Source organism: Clostridium yunnanense (genome assembly GCF_016595795.1).
GTDB classification, from domain to species: domain Bacteria; phylum Bacillota; class Clostridia; order Clostridiales; family Clostridiaceae; genus Clostridium_AR; species Clostridium_AR yunnanense.
This window is the reverse complement of record NZ_JAENHN010000064.1, coordinates 106,253-122,192: the sequence shown is the minus strand read 5'-3', so window position 1 is coordinate 122,192 and position 15,940 is coordinate 106,253. Positions and strand designations below refer to the sequence as shown.

At 30.1% G+C, this 15,940-nt stretch carries 14 protein-coding genes; all 14 read right to left on the bottom strand.

The window, feature by feature from the left end:
- Positions 1 to 13: 13 nt before the first annotated feature.
- Positions 14 to 1,570, bottom strand: a complete 1,557-nt coding sequence (locus JHL18_RS23210; protein ID WP_243278133.1) for a histidine kinase N-terminal 7TM domain-containing diguanylate cyclase — start codon at positions 1,568 to 1,570, stop codon at positions 14 to 16.
- Positions 1,571 to 1,945: 375 nt separating this feature from the next.
- Positions 1,946 to 2,068, bottom strand: a complete 123-nt coding sequence (locus tag JHL18_RS26410) for a hypothetical protein (RefSeq protein ID WP_274600995.1) — start codon at positions 2,066 to 2,068, stop codon at positions 1,946 to 1,948.
- Positions 2,069 to 2,390: 322 nt separating this feature from the next.
- The gene (locus JHL18_RS23205) at positions 2,391 to 4,046 is read right to left on the bottom strand and encodes a sensor histidine kinase (RefSeq protein WP_200273722.1); all 1,656 of its coding nucleotides are present in this window, start codon (positions 4,044 to 4,046) and stop codon (positions 2,391 to 2,393) included.
- 171 nt (positions 4,047 to 4,217) lie between these two features.
- On the bottom strand, positions 4,218 to 5,462 hold the full coding sequence (locus JHL18_RS23200; protein WP_200273721.1) for a DUF1015 domain-containing protein: 1,245 nt from the start codon (positions 5,460 to 5,462) through the stop codon (positions 4,218 to 4,220).
- 185 nt (positions 5,463 to 5,647) lie between these two features.
- A complete protein-coding gene (locus tag JHL18_RS23195; RefSeq protein WP_200273719.1) occupies positions 5,648 to 6,568 on the bottom strand; it encodes a D-2-hydroxyacid dehydrogenase in 921 nt (306 codons plus the stop codon).
- Positions 6,569 to 6,597: 29 nt separating this feature from the next.
- Positions 6,598 to 7,674: a pyridoxal-phosphate-dependent aminotransferase family protein gene (locus JHL18_RS23190; protein ID WP_200273717.1), complete on the bottom strand. Its 1,077-nt coding sequence runs from the start codon at positions 7,672 to 7,674 to the stop codon at positions 6,598 to 6,600.
- 266 nt (positions 7,675 to 7,940) lie between these two features.
- Positions 7,941 to 8,126 carry a hypothetical protein gene (locus JHL18_RS23185; protein ID WP_200273715.1) on the bottom strand — a complete coding sequence of 62 codons (186 nt, stop codon included), beginning with the start codon at positions 8,124 to 8,126 and terminating at the stop codon, positions 7,941 to 7,943.
- Between the two features lie 61 nt (positions 8,127 to 8,187).
- Positions 8,188 to 9,057, bottom strand: coding sequence for a hypothetical protein (locus JHL18_RS23180; RefSeq protein ID WP_200273713.1), 870 nt, complete (start codon positions 9,055 to 9,057; stop codon positions 8,188 to 8,190).
- A gap of 85 nt (positions 9,058 to 9,142) precedes the next feature.
- On the bottom strand, positions 9,143 to 9,952 hold the full coding sequence (locus tag JHL18_RS23175; protein WP_200273711.1) for a CsxC family protein: 810 nt from the start codon (positions 9,950 to 9,952) through the stop codon (positions 9,143 to 9,145).
- 286 nt (positions 9,953 to 10,238) lie between these two features.
- Entirely contained in the window at positions 10,239 to 11,744 is a 1,506-nt protein-coding gene (locus JHL18_RS23170) for a carboxypeptidase M32 (RefSeq protein ID WP_200273709.1), read from the bottom strand.
- Between the two features lie 83 nt (positions 11,745 to 11,827).
- Complete coding sequence (locus JHL18_RS23165; RefSeq protein ID WP_200273707.1) at positions 11,828 to 12,046, bottom strand: hypothetical protein; 219 nt, start codon at positions 12,044 to 12,046, stop codon at positions 11,828 to 11,830.
- Positions 12,047 to 12,294: 248 nt separating this feature from the next.
- On the bottom strand, positions 12,295 to 13,521 hold the full coding sequence (locus tag JHL18_RS23160) for an ABC transporter permease subunit (protein WP_200273706.1): 1,227 nt from the start codon (positions 13,519 to 13,521) through the stop codon (positions 12,295 to 12,297).
- Position 13,522: 1 nt separating this feature from the next.
- On the bottom strand, positions 13,523 to 14,434 hold the full coding sequence (locus JHL18_RS23155; protein ID WP_200273704.1) for an ABC transporter ATP-binding protein: 912 nt from the start codon (positions 14,432 to 14,434) through the stop codon (positions 13,523 to 13,525).
- Positions 14,435 to 14,623: 189 nt separating this feature from the next.
- Positions 14,624 to 15,619, bottom strand: coding sequence for a hypothetical protein (locus JHL18_RS23150; protein WP_200273702.1), 996 nt, complete (start codon positions 15,617 to 15,619; stop codon positions 14,624 to 14,626).
- Positions 15,620 to 15,940 lie beyond the last annotated feature (321 nt).

Genomic DNA, 15,940 nt, shown 5'->3' with positions numbered 1-15,940 from the left:
TACCGCAATACATTTATTCATTATATATTATTATAGTATTCCTAAGAGTCTCTTTTGCCTTATAAAGAGCAATATCTGCCATACGAAGTAGTTTCTCTTGGCTCATATCTGAATTACTGTTATCTGCAATTCCTATGCTTACAGTATAGTTAATAGTGTCACCATCTATACTAGCTAGACTACTTTCTTCAACTCCTTTTCTAATTTTCTCTGCAATAATTAAAGCATTTTTTTTGTCTATGCCTATCATGATTACTGCAAACTCTTCTCCACCAATTCTACCTATAATATCCTCTTTTCTTAAAGTAGCATCTAGTATTTTTGCTAGGTTTTGTAGAACCCTATCTCCATTTGCGTGACCATAAGTGTCGTTAATTTTCTTAAAGTAATCTACATCCAACATTAAGCATGAAACTGGTTTGTTTTCTACATTTGCTTTTTTCAATACCCTATGGGATGCAGAATTAAATCCTTGTCTATTCAGTAACTGTGTAAGCCAATCTCTCTCAGCCCTTACCAATAAATCTATCTCATATAGTTTTTTTTCGGTTATATCACTTAATACAATAACTGTACCAACTACTTCATTATCGCCCATACTCAACGGATGGGAGCTACATAACAAATAACCACTGTTTTCTTTATAGTTTAACTTAACTTCAATAGTTCTTTCTGCTTTTTTTAGTAATAACTGCTGTACTTCTAATTTATTTATAAAAACATCGAATACGCTGGCACCTATAATTTCACTGTTAACACTAAAATATTTCTTTATCAAAGTCTCAGCATAAGGGTTTTTATCAACAACTATACCTCTTTGATTGACTACTAGAATACCTTCACTTATTATATCAAATACTTTATCCCTAGCAACAGGAGATAATCTGAAAAAGTTATATCTAAAAACACAATAAAATAGTATGATCGAACTTGGTATATATAGCACCGCAACTGGTATATAAATACCACTACCATCAATAAATGCTGATTTTACCCAAGATAAGAATAAAGTTAAAGATATACTTAAAATAATTAGTAATATCTGTTTCTTGTAATGTTTTGATAATCTTTTTCTATATTCAATTAAAATTACTATTGCTAGAATTGGAATAAAGAAATTAATAGTCAATAATATTGAACCTATCATAGTAGAATGCACTTCTAGAGATTGTCCAGTTATGCTATTATCTTTAATTGTAAATCCAGTTCTCATTATATTGTGGAATCTATTAGTAAGTATTAACACTAAAGAAGTTATAGGTATACCTGCAAGTATATAAACGTATTTCTTCAACCTTTCTGTCTGTTGGGAATAATCAACTGCAAATAGAACACTGGAAATAGGAACTATAAATACCCCTATCTGCTGCACATTTCTCCATAATATTTTTGCTTCTAAACCTTTAGTATGAATTTCTAAATAAGAACCAATCACCCATAATGTAGCAGCAATCATCTGTATTAATAACGGAAATGCTCCAGGCATTTTCCTGTGGAATAGGCAGTATACTGCTATTGCACATAAAATCATTGAGGAACCTATAAGTAGAAAGTTATTTATTGATTGCATATTAATCAAACAGTCCTTCCCTATATTAACACTAGTATCATTTGCTAAATTCTTATATCATATATACGTAGGAGTTTAAAAGAGCTTATCCCTTTTATACAAAATAAAAAGGCATCTAATGACTTTGCGTCCTTATCTTTAAATAAGCCTTACCTTTTTCAATTAGTATAATTATACTTAATTATAGTACTTTGCATTATTGTCTAATTATATATTTATTTTTTACAAGATTCAATTAAAAGGCCCATTGTAAATTATGTAAACAATCTACAATATATTTATTCTACATTATATTTTATAACAAGCAAAATAGGGGTAGCTCTAAGATCTACCCCTATCCATTTTATAGATATGAATACTACTAAAAATATCTAACTACTCATTCTCTGTTGAATTATACTTGTAAATTTCTATCAAGGTTTCTAATATCCTTATATAAAAGTCTATTTCATATTCTTCAATATCTTCATCACTTATATCTTTATTCGTTTCATGCACCTTATCTAATCTCCTTAGTATATAGACTTAGTAGTTATACTGCTATTAATTGTAAAAAAAGAAGAGCCACTCCGAGAATTACGAAGTGGCTCTTCAACACGAGGCTGTAATATACCTATTAAGAGGCACATTACATGTCCATTTATTTTTTATTTTAATGCTATGTAACTACCATAAATAAAATAACATAGTAGAAAAAGATTATCTTCACGTTTATAAATCAATTTTCTACACGGGTAGTATTCACATCTATAACTTCAGTATAACACTGTATAGTAATATAGCAACAAATATATTAAGAGAATTCTTCTTTATATTTTAATTATAGATATATATCCGAAAATTCAATGCTCATTCTTTCAACTTTCTTATCATCTAAATCATTGTTTATTGCAGCACGGGATAAACCTGATTCATTTTCAGCAGCAAGAACTTTTGCAGGAAGTACTATATTGAACTGAGTATACTGGCCATATTCACTTTCTACACTAATGTTTCCCCCATGCATATCCACTAATGATTTAACAAGAGACAAGCCAATTCCTGTTCCTTCGCTTCTCTTTGAAAGTGATTTATCTACTTGTATAAATCTATCAAAGATATTATTTAGTTTATCCTTTGGTATTCCGCTTCCTGTATCTCTCACAGTAATATATATAGCATCCACTAGCTCCTTAATACTAACCTCTATCTTTCCGCTAGACTTGGTGAACTTTACTGCATTCGACAATAAGTTTAATATCACTCTTTCAATTTTATCTGCATCAAATGCTAATATTTTTTCCTCTATATCTGTATCAAAAATAATCTCTATACCTTTTTCTTTTACATACTCTGCTACAGATAAAGTAATATCTTCTACTACTTTTACAATATCTTGATTGTGCATATTTAATTTATAAAAACCAGAATCTATCTTTGTTATATCTAGCAGGTTATTAATAAGTCTTAATAATCTATAACAATTCTGCTTCATTATACCCGTATACTTCCTTACTGCTGGAAGATTACTATTTTCATTTGTATCTGTGTACATACTTATTAACTGCAGTGAACTTAAAAGTATATTTAATGGAGTTCTTAATTCATGAGACATATTTGAGAAGAACTCTGTCTTTAATTTATCATCCTCTATCGCTCTCTCTAACAATAGCTTACTTTCCTCAACCCTTTTCTTATCAGTAATATCCCTAACTGAAGATAGAATATTTACCTTGTTATTATGCAAGAACCGTACCGATGTAGATTCAAAGTGTTTAGTTATCCCTTGGCTATTTATATATTGATACTCATTCCTTAGAAACACTTTCTCCTCGGATAATAGATCTTCTATTCTTTGTTTCTTAAATTCTTGATTTTCTTTACCTAATACTTCCTCAAGCCTTTTTCCTACTAGATCTTTAGGATTATCATACCCAAGCATTCTAGCATAAGAGCTACTAGCAAAAGAATAGGTGCTACCATCGTGAATACTTATACCATCCGGCAACATATCAATTAGTTTTTTATATAGTTCTTTGTTGTCAAATAGTTTCTCAAGTGTATTTTTATATTTCTCTGCCTTCAATATAGCAGCATTGTACTTTTTCTTCTCAAAAGTTATATCTCTGAATATATAAAACTCATACCAACAATTATTAATTTGCTTAATGTTACACTTTATATCTACATCAATTATATTTGATTTAAAATCTTTGATCTTATATTCACCTTCAAAAGGTTTATCAATAGAGTTACTAAGCTCCCTATCACGCTCTAACTGAAGCAATGATATTATTGATTTACCTAGTATAGATTGATCTTTACAATGTAGAAGTTTTCGCAATTCATCATTGGCAAAAACAATTTTATCATCTCTCTGAACTAATGTAGCGTAGGGTAAAAAGTTAAAATACTCGTAACCTTTATTACCTATATCAGACATACTTTCAACACCAAAAACTAGTTCATCATTATCTACAGAAGTTCCGTCACACATTAACTTAGTCCTCCAATATCCTAATTGTAAACATATGCACTATATTTCAATATTCTCCATGTTATTAAAAAAACCTTTTTGTTTATTTAATTTGTAACGACTTTTCGTAATAATGAACTTTTCAGTAATCAATTTTTTATGCTGTAGCCAAAGATTATTTTAAGAGGATCCTTATCTCAGCTTGTGAATAAACAATCCACTTCTTAGTTTTGGTTCAAACCATGTAGATTTCGGAGGCATAACTTCTCCTTCATCTGCTATATTCATTACTTCATCCATAGAAGTTGGATACATCGAGAAAGCTACTTTCATATCAGTTGAAGCTCTTTTTTCTAATTCCTCTAAACCTCTTATGCCGCCAACAAAATCTATTCTCTTATCACTTCTAGGATCTTTTATACCCAATATAGGTGATAATAGATTGTCTTGGAGTATAGATACATCTAAGCTTTTCACTGGATCTTCACTATTAAAACTATCTTTTTTAGCCTCTAACTTAAACCACTGTCCATCAAGGAACATCCCAAATACATGCTTTTGCTCAGGTTTATATTTTTGCCCTTTTTCTTGAGGATTTATATAAAACTTCTCACTTACCCTGTCTAAAAACTCATCATTTTTCAATCCATTTAAATCTTTAACTACTCTGTTGTAATCCATAATCTTCAGGTGAGATTCAGGAAATAATACTGCAAGAAAAAAGTTAAATTCCTCTTCTCCACTAACGTCCTTAACTTCCTCTCTTCTCATCAATCCAACCTTTACAGCAGAAGCTGCTCTGTGATGTCCATCTGCTATATATAAATAATCGACTCTATTAAAATACTCACTTAGAGAATCTATAGTTCTTTTATCATCTATTTTCCACACAATATGTCCAACACCATCTTCAGATATAAATTCACAATCTGGATTTTTCTTAATACAACTGTTTATTATAAATGATATATTTTCATTATCTCTATAAGTTAAAAATATAGGTCCAGTATTTGCATCGCAGTAATCAACATGATTTATTCTATCTTGCTCTTTGTCGGGCCTTGTAAACTCATGTTTTTTTATCACATCATTAATATAATCATCTATAGATACACAAGATACCAAGCCAACTTGACTTCTACCATTCATTGTTTGCTTGTAAATATATAAACAAGCTTCATTATCTTGAACAAAAACCCTATCTTCTTCCATACTATCCAAGACTTCTTTAGCTTTTTTGTACACAGCTTCATCATATATATCCACAGATGGTTCTAAGTTTATCTCAGCTTTATCCACATGAAGAAAAGAATATTTATTTTCCTGTACCATTTCTCTAGCTTCATCAGAATTCATAACATCGTATGGAAGTGCAGCAACTTTTGCAGCTAGTTCTCTCACCGGTCTAACTGCTTTAAAAGGTCTTACTATAGCCATTGTCATCCTCCTCATTTTTAAAAAAGACACCTATTAGTATCTTAGACTAAAGTTTATTTACTTCAGTTTAGGTCTATATGCTTTAAACTGAAAAACACCCAATTTCATAAAGCCAATTTAAAATATACCCAGATAAACATTGGCATAGTCTAAGCTTTGAAATTGGGTATTCATCTTAATAAATCTTACTTATGAAAGAAGTCACCTATAATTTCAACAATTTCGTTACCTATTCTTGTCTGAGCTTCTCTAGTGGCTGCCCCTATATGCGGTGTAGCACTAACTCTAGGGTGATTTACTAGCTCCTTATTTCTTGTGGGCTCTTCTTCAAATACATCTATACCCGCACCTGCTATCTTCCCACTATTTAGCGCCTCAAGTAAAGCAGTCTCATCAACAACCTTTCCTCTTGCACAATTAATTATATAAGTTCCATCCTTCATTAATTCAAATTCTCTTTTGGCTATTAAAGGACCCTTTGAGATGTCAAAAGGAACATGAAGAGTTATAAAATCTGATTGTTTTAAAAGTTCATCAAAATCCCTGTATCCATATTCATATTTTTCAAGTTCATTTAATTCACCTAGTCCATCAAAATATAGAACTTTCATACCTAGACAGCAGGCCTTCTTAGCAACTTCTCTTCCGATTCTGCCCATTCCTACTATTCCTAAAGTTTTTCCGCTTAATTCTATACCTTCATATTTCTTTTTATTCCATTCTAGGTTTCTCATTGTCACATTAGATATATTTATAAACCTTGCAAGTGCAAACATATGAGCTATAGTAAGCTCTGCTACTGAAGCTGAACTTGCATTGGGTGTATTCATTACCTGAATTCCATTTTCCAAAGCATAAGAAACATCTATATTGTCTACTCCAACTCCGCCTCTAATTATGGCTTTCAATCTTCCAGTCTTACTAGACTTATCTATTATATATTTATTTATCTTAGTAGCTGATCTAACCACTACTACATCGAACTCTCTTAGTATTATTCCAAGTTCTTCTGGTACATAGTGTTCTTCTACTACTTCAAAACCTAAATCTCTAAGTTTTAAAACAGCTTCTTTTTCTAGTCCATCTGTCACCAATACTCTATACATTTAACTTTCCCCCTCATATAAAACCATACTTATTCAAGTCCTAATATTTCATTAATATTAGATAAAAGTTCTTTGATATCAGCTACACTACAATCTGCCATATGAGCTATTCTAAAAGTCTTATCTTTAAGCTTTCCATATCCATTAGATAATTGAAAACCTCTATTTCCTAATTCTTTGTTAAGTGCTCCAATATCAATCCCTCTTGTGTTAGTTATATTAGTTACGGTATCAGACCAATAACCTTCTTCAGGGAAAATGTCAAAATATTTTTTCGCCCACTCTCTAACTACATTTGCCATATCTAAATGTCTACTAAATCTATTTTCAATACCTTCTTCATTTACTATATAATTTAGTTCATAATCTAAAGCAAACATGTGAGATAATGATGGTGTTGATGGATATTGATAATCCTTTTTTTGTATATACTTATAAATTGCTAATAAATCTAGATACGTGCCTCTAAAAGGAACTTTTTCAGCTCTTTCCTTAGCTTTGTTTGAGAATGTGCATACTGCGAGTCCAGGAGGCAAGCCCAATGCCTTTTGACTTGAAGTTATGCAAATATCTATACCTAACTTATCAACTTCTATTTTAGTACCACCAGCTGAACTAACTGTATCTACACAGAAAACAACATCTGGGTATTTCTTCACTACCTTTGAAATTTCTTCTAGATTATTCATTAATCCAGTTGATGTTTCATTGTGAGTAATAGCTATTAAGTCATATTCACCTGTAGAAAGTACTTTCTCTACAACTTCTGCTTTTATAGCTTTGCCCCACTCAACTTGAAATTTATCTGCAGGTACATTATTGTGTAAAGCCATTTCATACCATCTATCTCCAAAAGCCCCACAGGAGAAGACCGCAGCTTTCTTTAATGTGCATGATCTTATGGCGCCCTCCATAAGCCCACTGCCTGAACTAGTAGAAAGTAAAATCTCACTTTCTGTATAAAAAAGTTTCTTAAGATTGTTGCTTATCCTTTTTTGAAGCTCTGAAGCTTCCTTTCCTCTATGACCAATTAAAGGTCTTGCCATTTGTTCTAATACTTCCTGTCTTACCTCTACAGGGCCGGGAATAAATAATTTTTTGTGCATAAAGACACCCCCAAAATAAATTATATACTCCCATGTGTTATTATAAATTCTATCATTTTCAAAATATTTATACAATAATCTTTCAAAAAAACAACTGTTTATATAATAATCTATTAAAAAATTCGCTTAATGTTAATGAAAATGTCTACAAATATAAACTTTTTTATTATTTGTTAAAAATTTGCTTTTGGTATGATAAAAACTTCTGCTATAAAAGCAGAAGTTTTAAAGTAGTTAAAACATATACACACAATTATATCTATCTATTAATTGCTTTGTACCATTTGCTTAAGTCTCTTAAATGAATCCTTATTGCAGGAGCCTCCCACATAATGTAAACAATTATCACAGCTTACAGATGATAATCTCATGCTCATCATTAATATATCATCTTTGGGCGTATGCTCATTGCAATTTGTTCCTATTATTCCTATTAACTCGCTATATTCCATACTCATTACTCCTAAACAATAATATTTTTATTATTTGTTTAGGCGCGTTATTATATTCAAGCTAAATATCTGCATATCTCTTACTTAAAAGTGTAATCTCTGAATCTACATTACCTATAACTGCAAGTGATTTATAATACTCTTCCTCTAAATCAAAGATAACTACAGGCTCTTCTAATATAGTTCTTACACTAAATTCATTGCTTACTAAATCAATCTTTATAGGTATATTCACACTATCTATATCTTCTACAAATCTCGTCTCTATATAAGTATTAATTGTTCCACTAAAATCACAATAAAAAACTAAATCTTTTGTATTACAATATAAAACCCCTTTATTTATATAATCGACACAAATTACTTTTGCTTGTATTCTGATTACACCTTCATAAAACAGCTTTACCTTAGTTTGTTCATGAGCCTTATTAAGCAAAAGGAGATTTCCAGATATCTTCTTTATGTTACAGCTTATATTTTCTACCTTATAAATCTTCTCATTTTTTAGATTAACCATCTTATTTATGGATATAGGTATCTTTAGTATTGCTATTAATAAATCTACATCAGCCACTTTAACTACTTCTTTATTATCATTGCTGATTGATTTCTCGTCTTCCACACCATTAGACTTATATAATTTATATATATTATTTTCAATTGTTCTTGTCTTAAGAACTTCACTACTTATTCGAGGTTTTATATTGTTTGTACAATTATTATCGCTGTAATATTTATATAATTTACTATCTCTTCTATCAAATAATTCACCTTCAGTTGAATTAATAACTTTCTTATGTAAATATACTGTTTTTTCATCTTTATGTATTTCATCAAAGTCCTCTAATCCATCCTCTTGACTATAATAATGTATTAATAAAAAGGATGAAAATATCTTAAATAATAGATCCTCGTTTATATATTCATTCACAGTAACATATCCTAAAAATTGTTATATATTATTATAAGCTAAGAGTGCAAAACTGATACAGTTTTGCACTCAAAGCATTAAGTTATTAGCATTCTACTAATACATATTGTTCTTGAAGTACCTTTAAGTCTAAGAAAAGCACCATTTTTTCAACTATCTTTGAATATAAAGTACCTTCATATTCAGGAGTACAATTACATCTTTCTTCATGTTCTGGTTTCTTACCATCTTTATTGTCTTCCCAACCATCATATTCGCAGCCTAATGGAGATGGATCTTTGTACATATCTAATTCGATTATCTTGAATCCATCAAGTTTTATGAAAGGTCTACTATTGTAAACTGTTGCTTCTTTAAAATCTGATTCGCAATAAGCTTTTCCTTTTACTCCATCACAAGAGCAGTTACAGCTATCGTATTCAGATGCATCACAATAAAGATCAGATTCACTTAAGCTTGTTCTATCCTTATTTATTGGTTTTAATAAGAAGTCAATATCAGTTATAACATGGAATGGAACCTTTACAGTATGATGTCTTATATCACCATTTATTACACCTTTATCTTTGCTTACACAATCTGCAGTAGCATATTCTATATTTTTTTCAATATAACCTTGTAAGAATAACTTTCCGCATTTGTCGTTTAAGCTTACTACTCTAGCCTGAGTTACAAATAAGTTCTTTTTTGTTCTCTTAATTTCATAATATTTTTCAGCATAAGGTAGGTTTATACAAGATTCAATACCTATTTCTACTTCTTTTGCAGCTATAACTACAGGAAGTCTGCTAAAGAATGGTGGTTTTATTCCTTTTACGCAACTATTAGAACCATGTGCTTGAACCAAAGTTTCTGACTTTGCACATCCACAATCATATTTATTATTCTCTGCCATATTAATACCTCCATTTGAGTATGAACTTAATATATAATACTAATCTTGTCGAAAATATGTGACTGTATTTTTAATTTTTTTTGCTTTTATTTGCCTCTAATTCTATTATTTTGTAAATACTATTAACTTAATGTAATTTACTGATCATCATTAATTTATATGTGTGATATTAATATACATATTTCAATCGGAATTCTCATATTAATTCAATAATTGTATACCTTACTATAAAGAAAAAAGGCAACTCACTTATTGCAATGAGTTACCTTATGGAATCCCTAATTCTCTATTTTAAATTATAGACTTCCTTATACTTGTCATTTAAGTATTTTATAAAATACTTTGCATTTAATTCTTCACCAGAAATTAACTTAATAAGATCCGCAGGTTTATATACTGCTCCATGCTTATGAACTTTTTCTTTAAGCCATTGATGTATAGTGTCAAGATTTCCATTCTCAACCTCATCAAAAACTTCTGGACTATCACTAAGCATTTTTTTTAGCATTTGGGCACCATAGAGATTGCCTAATGCATAACTAGGAAAATATCCAAAAGAACCGTCAGACCAGTGCATATCTTGCAGTATTCCCTCTGCATCATTTGATGGCTCAACCCCTAGATATTCCTTGTATTTTTCATTCCAAATACTAGGTAACTCCTCTAGGTCAACTTCGCCATTAAATATTAACTTTTCTATTTCATATCTTATAATTACATGAAGACTATAAGTCAACTCATCTGCCTCTGTTCTTATAAGTGAAGGTTCAACTATATTTATAGCCTTATAAAACTCCCCGAAGCTTACGTCTTTTAACTGATTAAATCTCTTCTTTGCTTCTGGAAAGAAATACTTCCAAAATGACTTGCTTCTTCCTAAAATATTTTCATAAAACCTTGATTGAGATTCATGTATCCCCATGGATACGCCAGTTCCTAACCCTGTTCCCATCAATTCATCAGGAATATCTTGCTCGTATAAAGCATGCCCACCTTCATGAATAGTACTAAACAAGGCACTTCTAAATTCATTTTCGTGGTAGTTTGTAGTTATTCTCACATCTTTATTTCCAAAATTAATTGTAAAAGGATGCACACTTTCATCTAGTCTTCCTGCATCAAAGTCATATCCCATTTTCTTTAACACAAATAACCCAAACTCTTCTTGTTCTTCTTTAGTAAATTTATCTTTAAAGAATGAGTCATCTATTTGTGTTCCACTATTCTTTATTCTATTCAATAAATCTACTATAGCATCTCTTAGTTCTCCAAATACTTCATCAAGCTTCTTTACTGTTATTCCTCTTTCATACTTATCTAGTAAACTATCGTATTTAGTTCCTGTATATCCAGTATACTCTAAAAATTGTTTTTGAAACTCGATGACCTTTCCTAGATATGGTTTAAATATACTAAAGTCATTTTTTTCTTTGGCTTCTTCCCACGCAGCTTCTGACTTTGAGCATAGTATTACATACTCTTTATACTTATCTTCAGGTATCTTTTTTATTTCATCATATTGTCTCTTCATCTCTTCTATCATAGCTTTATCTATAACATTCAGCTCATCTAGATGCGGTTCAAAGAACTCTATAAACCCTTTAACTTTATCTGATGTAGTAAACTTATATCCTTCACTAGAAAGATATCCTACAACTTCAGATCTCTGCTCCACGGCCTTTTTAGGCATACCAACTCTCATATCCCAGTACACTAACCCAGTTGCTTGCTCTAGAAGTTCCTTTGTCTTAATATATTCTTTTACCTCTTTAAGCTTCTCATTTAAATCCACAATATACGCCCCTTTAAATTCTTAAATTTTTAAATATTTATATATTTAAATTTATATCTATTTATATATTTATGTAATACCCCTTAGTCCTCATACATTTTTCTTGGATCTTCTGCCCTAATCTCACTTACTTCCTCATCAAAAGTCAATATGGATTCAGTCTCTCTACAGTATTTAACACATATACATTGTCCTAAATTCCTAGGGCATTCTCTACACAGACAATTCATATCTTCACCATCACAATTACCATTTTTAAAATCTGGACAATACCCGCAATTAAACTTTGTTCCTATAGGCATAATAAACCTCCGTACTAATTTTATATAGCATATTATATCACTTTAATATTTAATAGTCATAAAAAACTTCTAAAACCGTTGAAACATCTAGACTTAGCTAACTTAAAATTTTCATATTTTCTTACACAGTAAAAAAGCCTCTCCAAAGCTTAATGGAGAGACTCACTTAAATAATCATTTTAATATAATTTTACCTTTTACAAACTTACAATTATCCTATATAAAGATGAACTACTTTATATTAGAATTTATATTAATATATCCCTCTTAGTGAACACAAAATGAGAAATAGCATAAAATACTATTGATGATACAACCATAACTGCAATTGCCCAGGTAATATTTAAATTAGGATTATTATATTGCATTGCAAGAGACCCACTTAAAACACTGCTAGTATCTCCATAAGTTAAAAATAAAAAGTGTGCTATCTTCTTCATAGGGTTAAGAACTTGTGTAAGTATTGGTATAAGTATAGTTAATATAGCACTTATAGCCATAGATATCATACTGCTTTTTACTACTGAAGATATAAAGAATATAAAGCTGCAACACACTAATATAAATAATACTTGTAGAATTATTGTTCTTAAAGTAAAGTCCCAAAGTGGTATATTTGAACCAGATCCAGCAACCTGTATAAGAGGATGTACTCCATCTTGAAGCTTACTCATATCAAATTGATACTTTGTTCCAATTACAGTAGGAACAGATGCATATCCAAACCCTTTAAATAGCCCAATTAGAACAAATGCTATAGCTTCAATTGATAGAATTAATGCTGAAGTACTGATAACAACTGATAAAAACTTTGACAATAATACTTTCCCTCTTGAAACTGGCTGAATTAATAAAAACTTTAAGGTCGCAGGAGTACATTCTCCTGAAACTATATCACTCATAAACACAGCAATTCCAACCCCTAGGAATAAGGTTCCTAAAATCTGAAGTGTTTTCTGCAAATAAGAAAATCCAGTAACCGTCCATGAATCTATTGGTTTAATATTATTATCTTTATAATAACGTAATTCAGCTATGCTACTATCAATATCAGTTTTGTATCTATCAGCGATTGCCTCATTACTTTTTCTTTTATTTAACTCTTCAATTTTACTATCTACCTGAGCCTTCCAATCATCTACTACTTTTCCTGACTTTATCTGTTCCTGAAGCTTATCAGTGTTTTTCTGAAGCGCTTCTCTATTTTCTTTTGTTTGCTTAATTGTAAGTTGCAAAGATTCATCTGTACTTTTTCTTGATTCCAGCTCTTTTATATCTTGATCCATAGATGTCAGTTGTTGTTGATACTGCTCAAGTCTCCCTTGAGGAGAATTCATTTTAACCATTCTTCTTTCCTCTACATAAAAACCTATGTAAAGCAAAGCAATAAGTGCCACAAATAGAAGTGAAACAACATATGTTTTTGGTCTTTTAAAGGTTTTTTTCAATTCATTTTTAGTTAAAGTAAATAACATATTATCTTACTCCTCCTTCAACAAGTTCCATATATCTTTGTTCCAATCCCTTATGCCGCTTGTATATTTCTACTATTCCCACATTGTTTTTTACAAGTTCCTCTACAAGTTTTGGACTATATCCACTCTTTATAGAAACTATCATCTGTCCATCAGTTAAATTTGCAGTATGAACAAAATCGAAAAACTTTATTACTTCTAAAGCCTTAACATCTTCTGTTGTTGAAACCACCATAGTATCTTTCTCTGTAGCCATTCCTTCTTCATTTACACTTTCTACAGATTTAATTTCTCCTCCATTAATAAAAGCAACTCTATCGCATAAATGTTGAACCTCACTAAGTATATGAGATGATACAAATACCGACATTCCTCTTTCCTTTGCTGCTTTTTTCACTATCTCTCTGAAATCCAGAATTCCTGAAGGGTCAAGTCCATTAGTAGGTTCATCCAATATCATAAGCTTTGGGTTTCCTAAAAGAGCAGCCCCAAGACCTAATCTTTGTTTCATACCCAGTGAATACTTTTTAACTTTATCATCTATTCTATCATGAAGACCTATTAGTTCTATTATTTCATCAACATCAACCTTTGAAAGCTTTCTTATTCTAGCTATCTGCATTAAGTTTTCTCTACCAGAAAGATAACCATAAAGCTCTGGATTTTCTACTACCGCACCTAAATTGGCCAACGCATTTTCTCTATCCTTTTGTATATCATATCCTGCTATCTTTATACTTCCCTCATTAGGTTTTATAAGTCCAACAAGCATTCTTATAGTTGTCGTTTTTCCTGCTCCATTAGGTCCTAGGAATCCAAATATTTCTCCTTCTTCAACATCAAGAGAAATGCCTTTTATAATTTGTCTTTTACCTAGTGTTTTTTTAACATCTCTTACTTCTAATACATTCATAGTACAACCTCCTTTTAACATTCTTAATAATACCAAAAATTTCTAACAATAAAATTAATATTATCTTAAGTTTTTCTTAATTTATAAAGCCAATTAAGGTTTTATAGCCTCTTTTGTAGTAAAAAAATAAGAAATCAATAAAATTGTTATACAATCTTATTAATTTCCACTTAAAATATTTAATAAACTTTATACCGTAATCTCTTCACTTTCTTCTACTGTAAGAGCTACCTTTTTACTTCTTAGCTTATATATAGTATATTCTAATATTATAAATATCGGCGTAGCCACCATAAAAGCTATGTTAAATATATATTTACCCTTCTCAATAGAAGTATCTTTTTGAAAAAGAGCTAATACTGCCGATATGGTAAATGCTATAAGATAGCAAGTTATAGTAGCAAAAATTACATACCAAAATGCTCTAGCACCTTTATAATAATATAAATCTTTACTACCTTTTATACTTATGTTTTTATATGCTAGATAAGACAAGATAGTGAATATAACCGTAAAAGCTAAAGTCACTACTATATAAAGAACTTGAGCCCCTATATCTAAATTCTCAACTCTATATCCATATACATAACTATAAATTAACTTATCTATAGTACTATAATTTATAAAATTTAAAAAATCAGTAAGCCAACTTAATTTCTCACTTATAAACATGCTAGTTATACCAAAAACAACTATAACTGTTTCAATAAGAAAAAGTGGACTTAACATAGCCAATGCCTTCTCTTCAAAAAACATGTTTGTAAGCATTATTATACTATTAATCATCAACAACATTGAAAAATATATGAAGAAGAACAAAACAACTTGTCCTACTGTCAATTTTCCATATAATGAAAACAGTCTGTTTCCAGCAACAAACAATATTAACTTCACTATAAATAAAGTAAATATAGCCATAAAACTAGCTATAGTAAAAAACATATTTTTTTCAAAATACTTCTTAGTTTTTTCTTCTCCTTCTTTAAAAGAAAAGTACTCTTTTTTATCTCTAAAATATACTGATATTAATATTCCACAAATCAAATATATAATAATTGATTTTAAGATTCCTAGTGATAAAAAACTATTTATAAGCTCTTCACCAGTGAGCCAATCCACAGGTTCTGGAGGTTTTCTAACATAAGATATCATCTGATGTGTATTAGTTAAAAAGAATAAGCTCAAGAATATAATACCTGCTACTATACTTATTCCTTTCCATTCTTCCTTAAATAACCTTTTTATACTAACCGTTATAACTCCCTCCTTAAATTTATTCTTTTATTTATATCTCGCAATATTATGATTTTATGATGTACCACTTCGTAATAACATTTATATTTTCAAATTCTATTCTTAGAACTCAGAGTAGTTTTGAAAATAGATTTGCATTCAAATTAGTTTATCTTTAAACCTTTACTGCGAAACCCTTTACTAGTATATTTAAAACTTTTTACTAAAATACAAAAAAACTTTTTTTAATCTGTAACACTTTTATTGTTACCA

What these genes read in the sequence shown, in the direction of transcription:
- JHL18_RS23210 (WP_243278133.1), bottom strand. Translation starts at nt 1,570, where the DNA reads ATGCAATCAATAAATAACTTTCTACTTATAGGTTCCTCAATGATTTTA.
- JHL18_RS23205 (WP_200273722.1), bottom strand. Translation starts at nt 4,046, where the DNA reads ATGTGTGACGGAACTTCTGTAGATAATGATGAACTAGTTTTTGGTGTT.
- JHL18_RS23200 (WP_200273721.1), bottom strand. Translation starts at nt 5,462, where the DNA reads ATGGCTATAGTAAGACCTTTTAAAGCAGTTAGACCGGTGAGAGAACTA.
- JHL18_RS23195 (WP_200273719.1), bottom strand. Translation starts at nt 6,568, where the DNA reads ATGTATAGAGTATTGGTGACAGATGGACTAGAAAAAGAAGCTGTTTTA.
- JHL18_RS23190 (WP_200273717.1), bottom strand. Translation starts at nt 7,674, where the DNA reads ATGCACAAAAAATTATTTATTCCCGGCCCTGTAGAGGTAAGACAGGAA.
- JHL18_RS23185 (WP_200273715.1), bottom strand. Translation starts at nt 8,126, where the DNA reads ATGGAATATAGCGAGTTAATAGGAATAATAGGAACAAATTGCAATGAG.
- JHL18_RS23175 (WP_200273711.1), bottom strand. Translation starts at nt 9,952, where the DNA reads ATGGCAGAGAATAATAAATATGATTGTGGATGTGCAAAGTCAGAAACT.
- JHL18_RS23165 (WP_200273707.1), bottom strand. Translation starts at nt 12,046, where the DNA reads ATGCCTATAGGAACAAAGTTTAATTGCGGGTATTGTCCAGATTTTAAA.
- JHL18_RS23160 (WP_200273706.1), bottom strand. Translation starts at nt 13,521, where the DNA reads ATGTTATTTACTTTAACTAAAAATGAATTGAAAAAAACCTTTAAAAGA.
- JHL18_RS23155 (WP_200273704.1), bottom strand. Translation starts at nt 14,434, where the DNA reads ATGAATGTATTAGAAGTAAGAGATGTTAAAAAAACACTAGGTAAAAGA.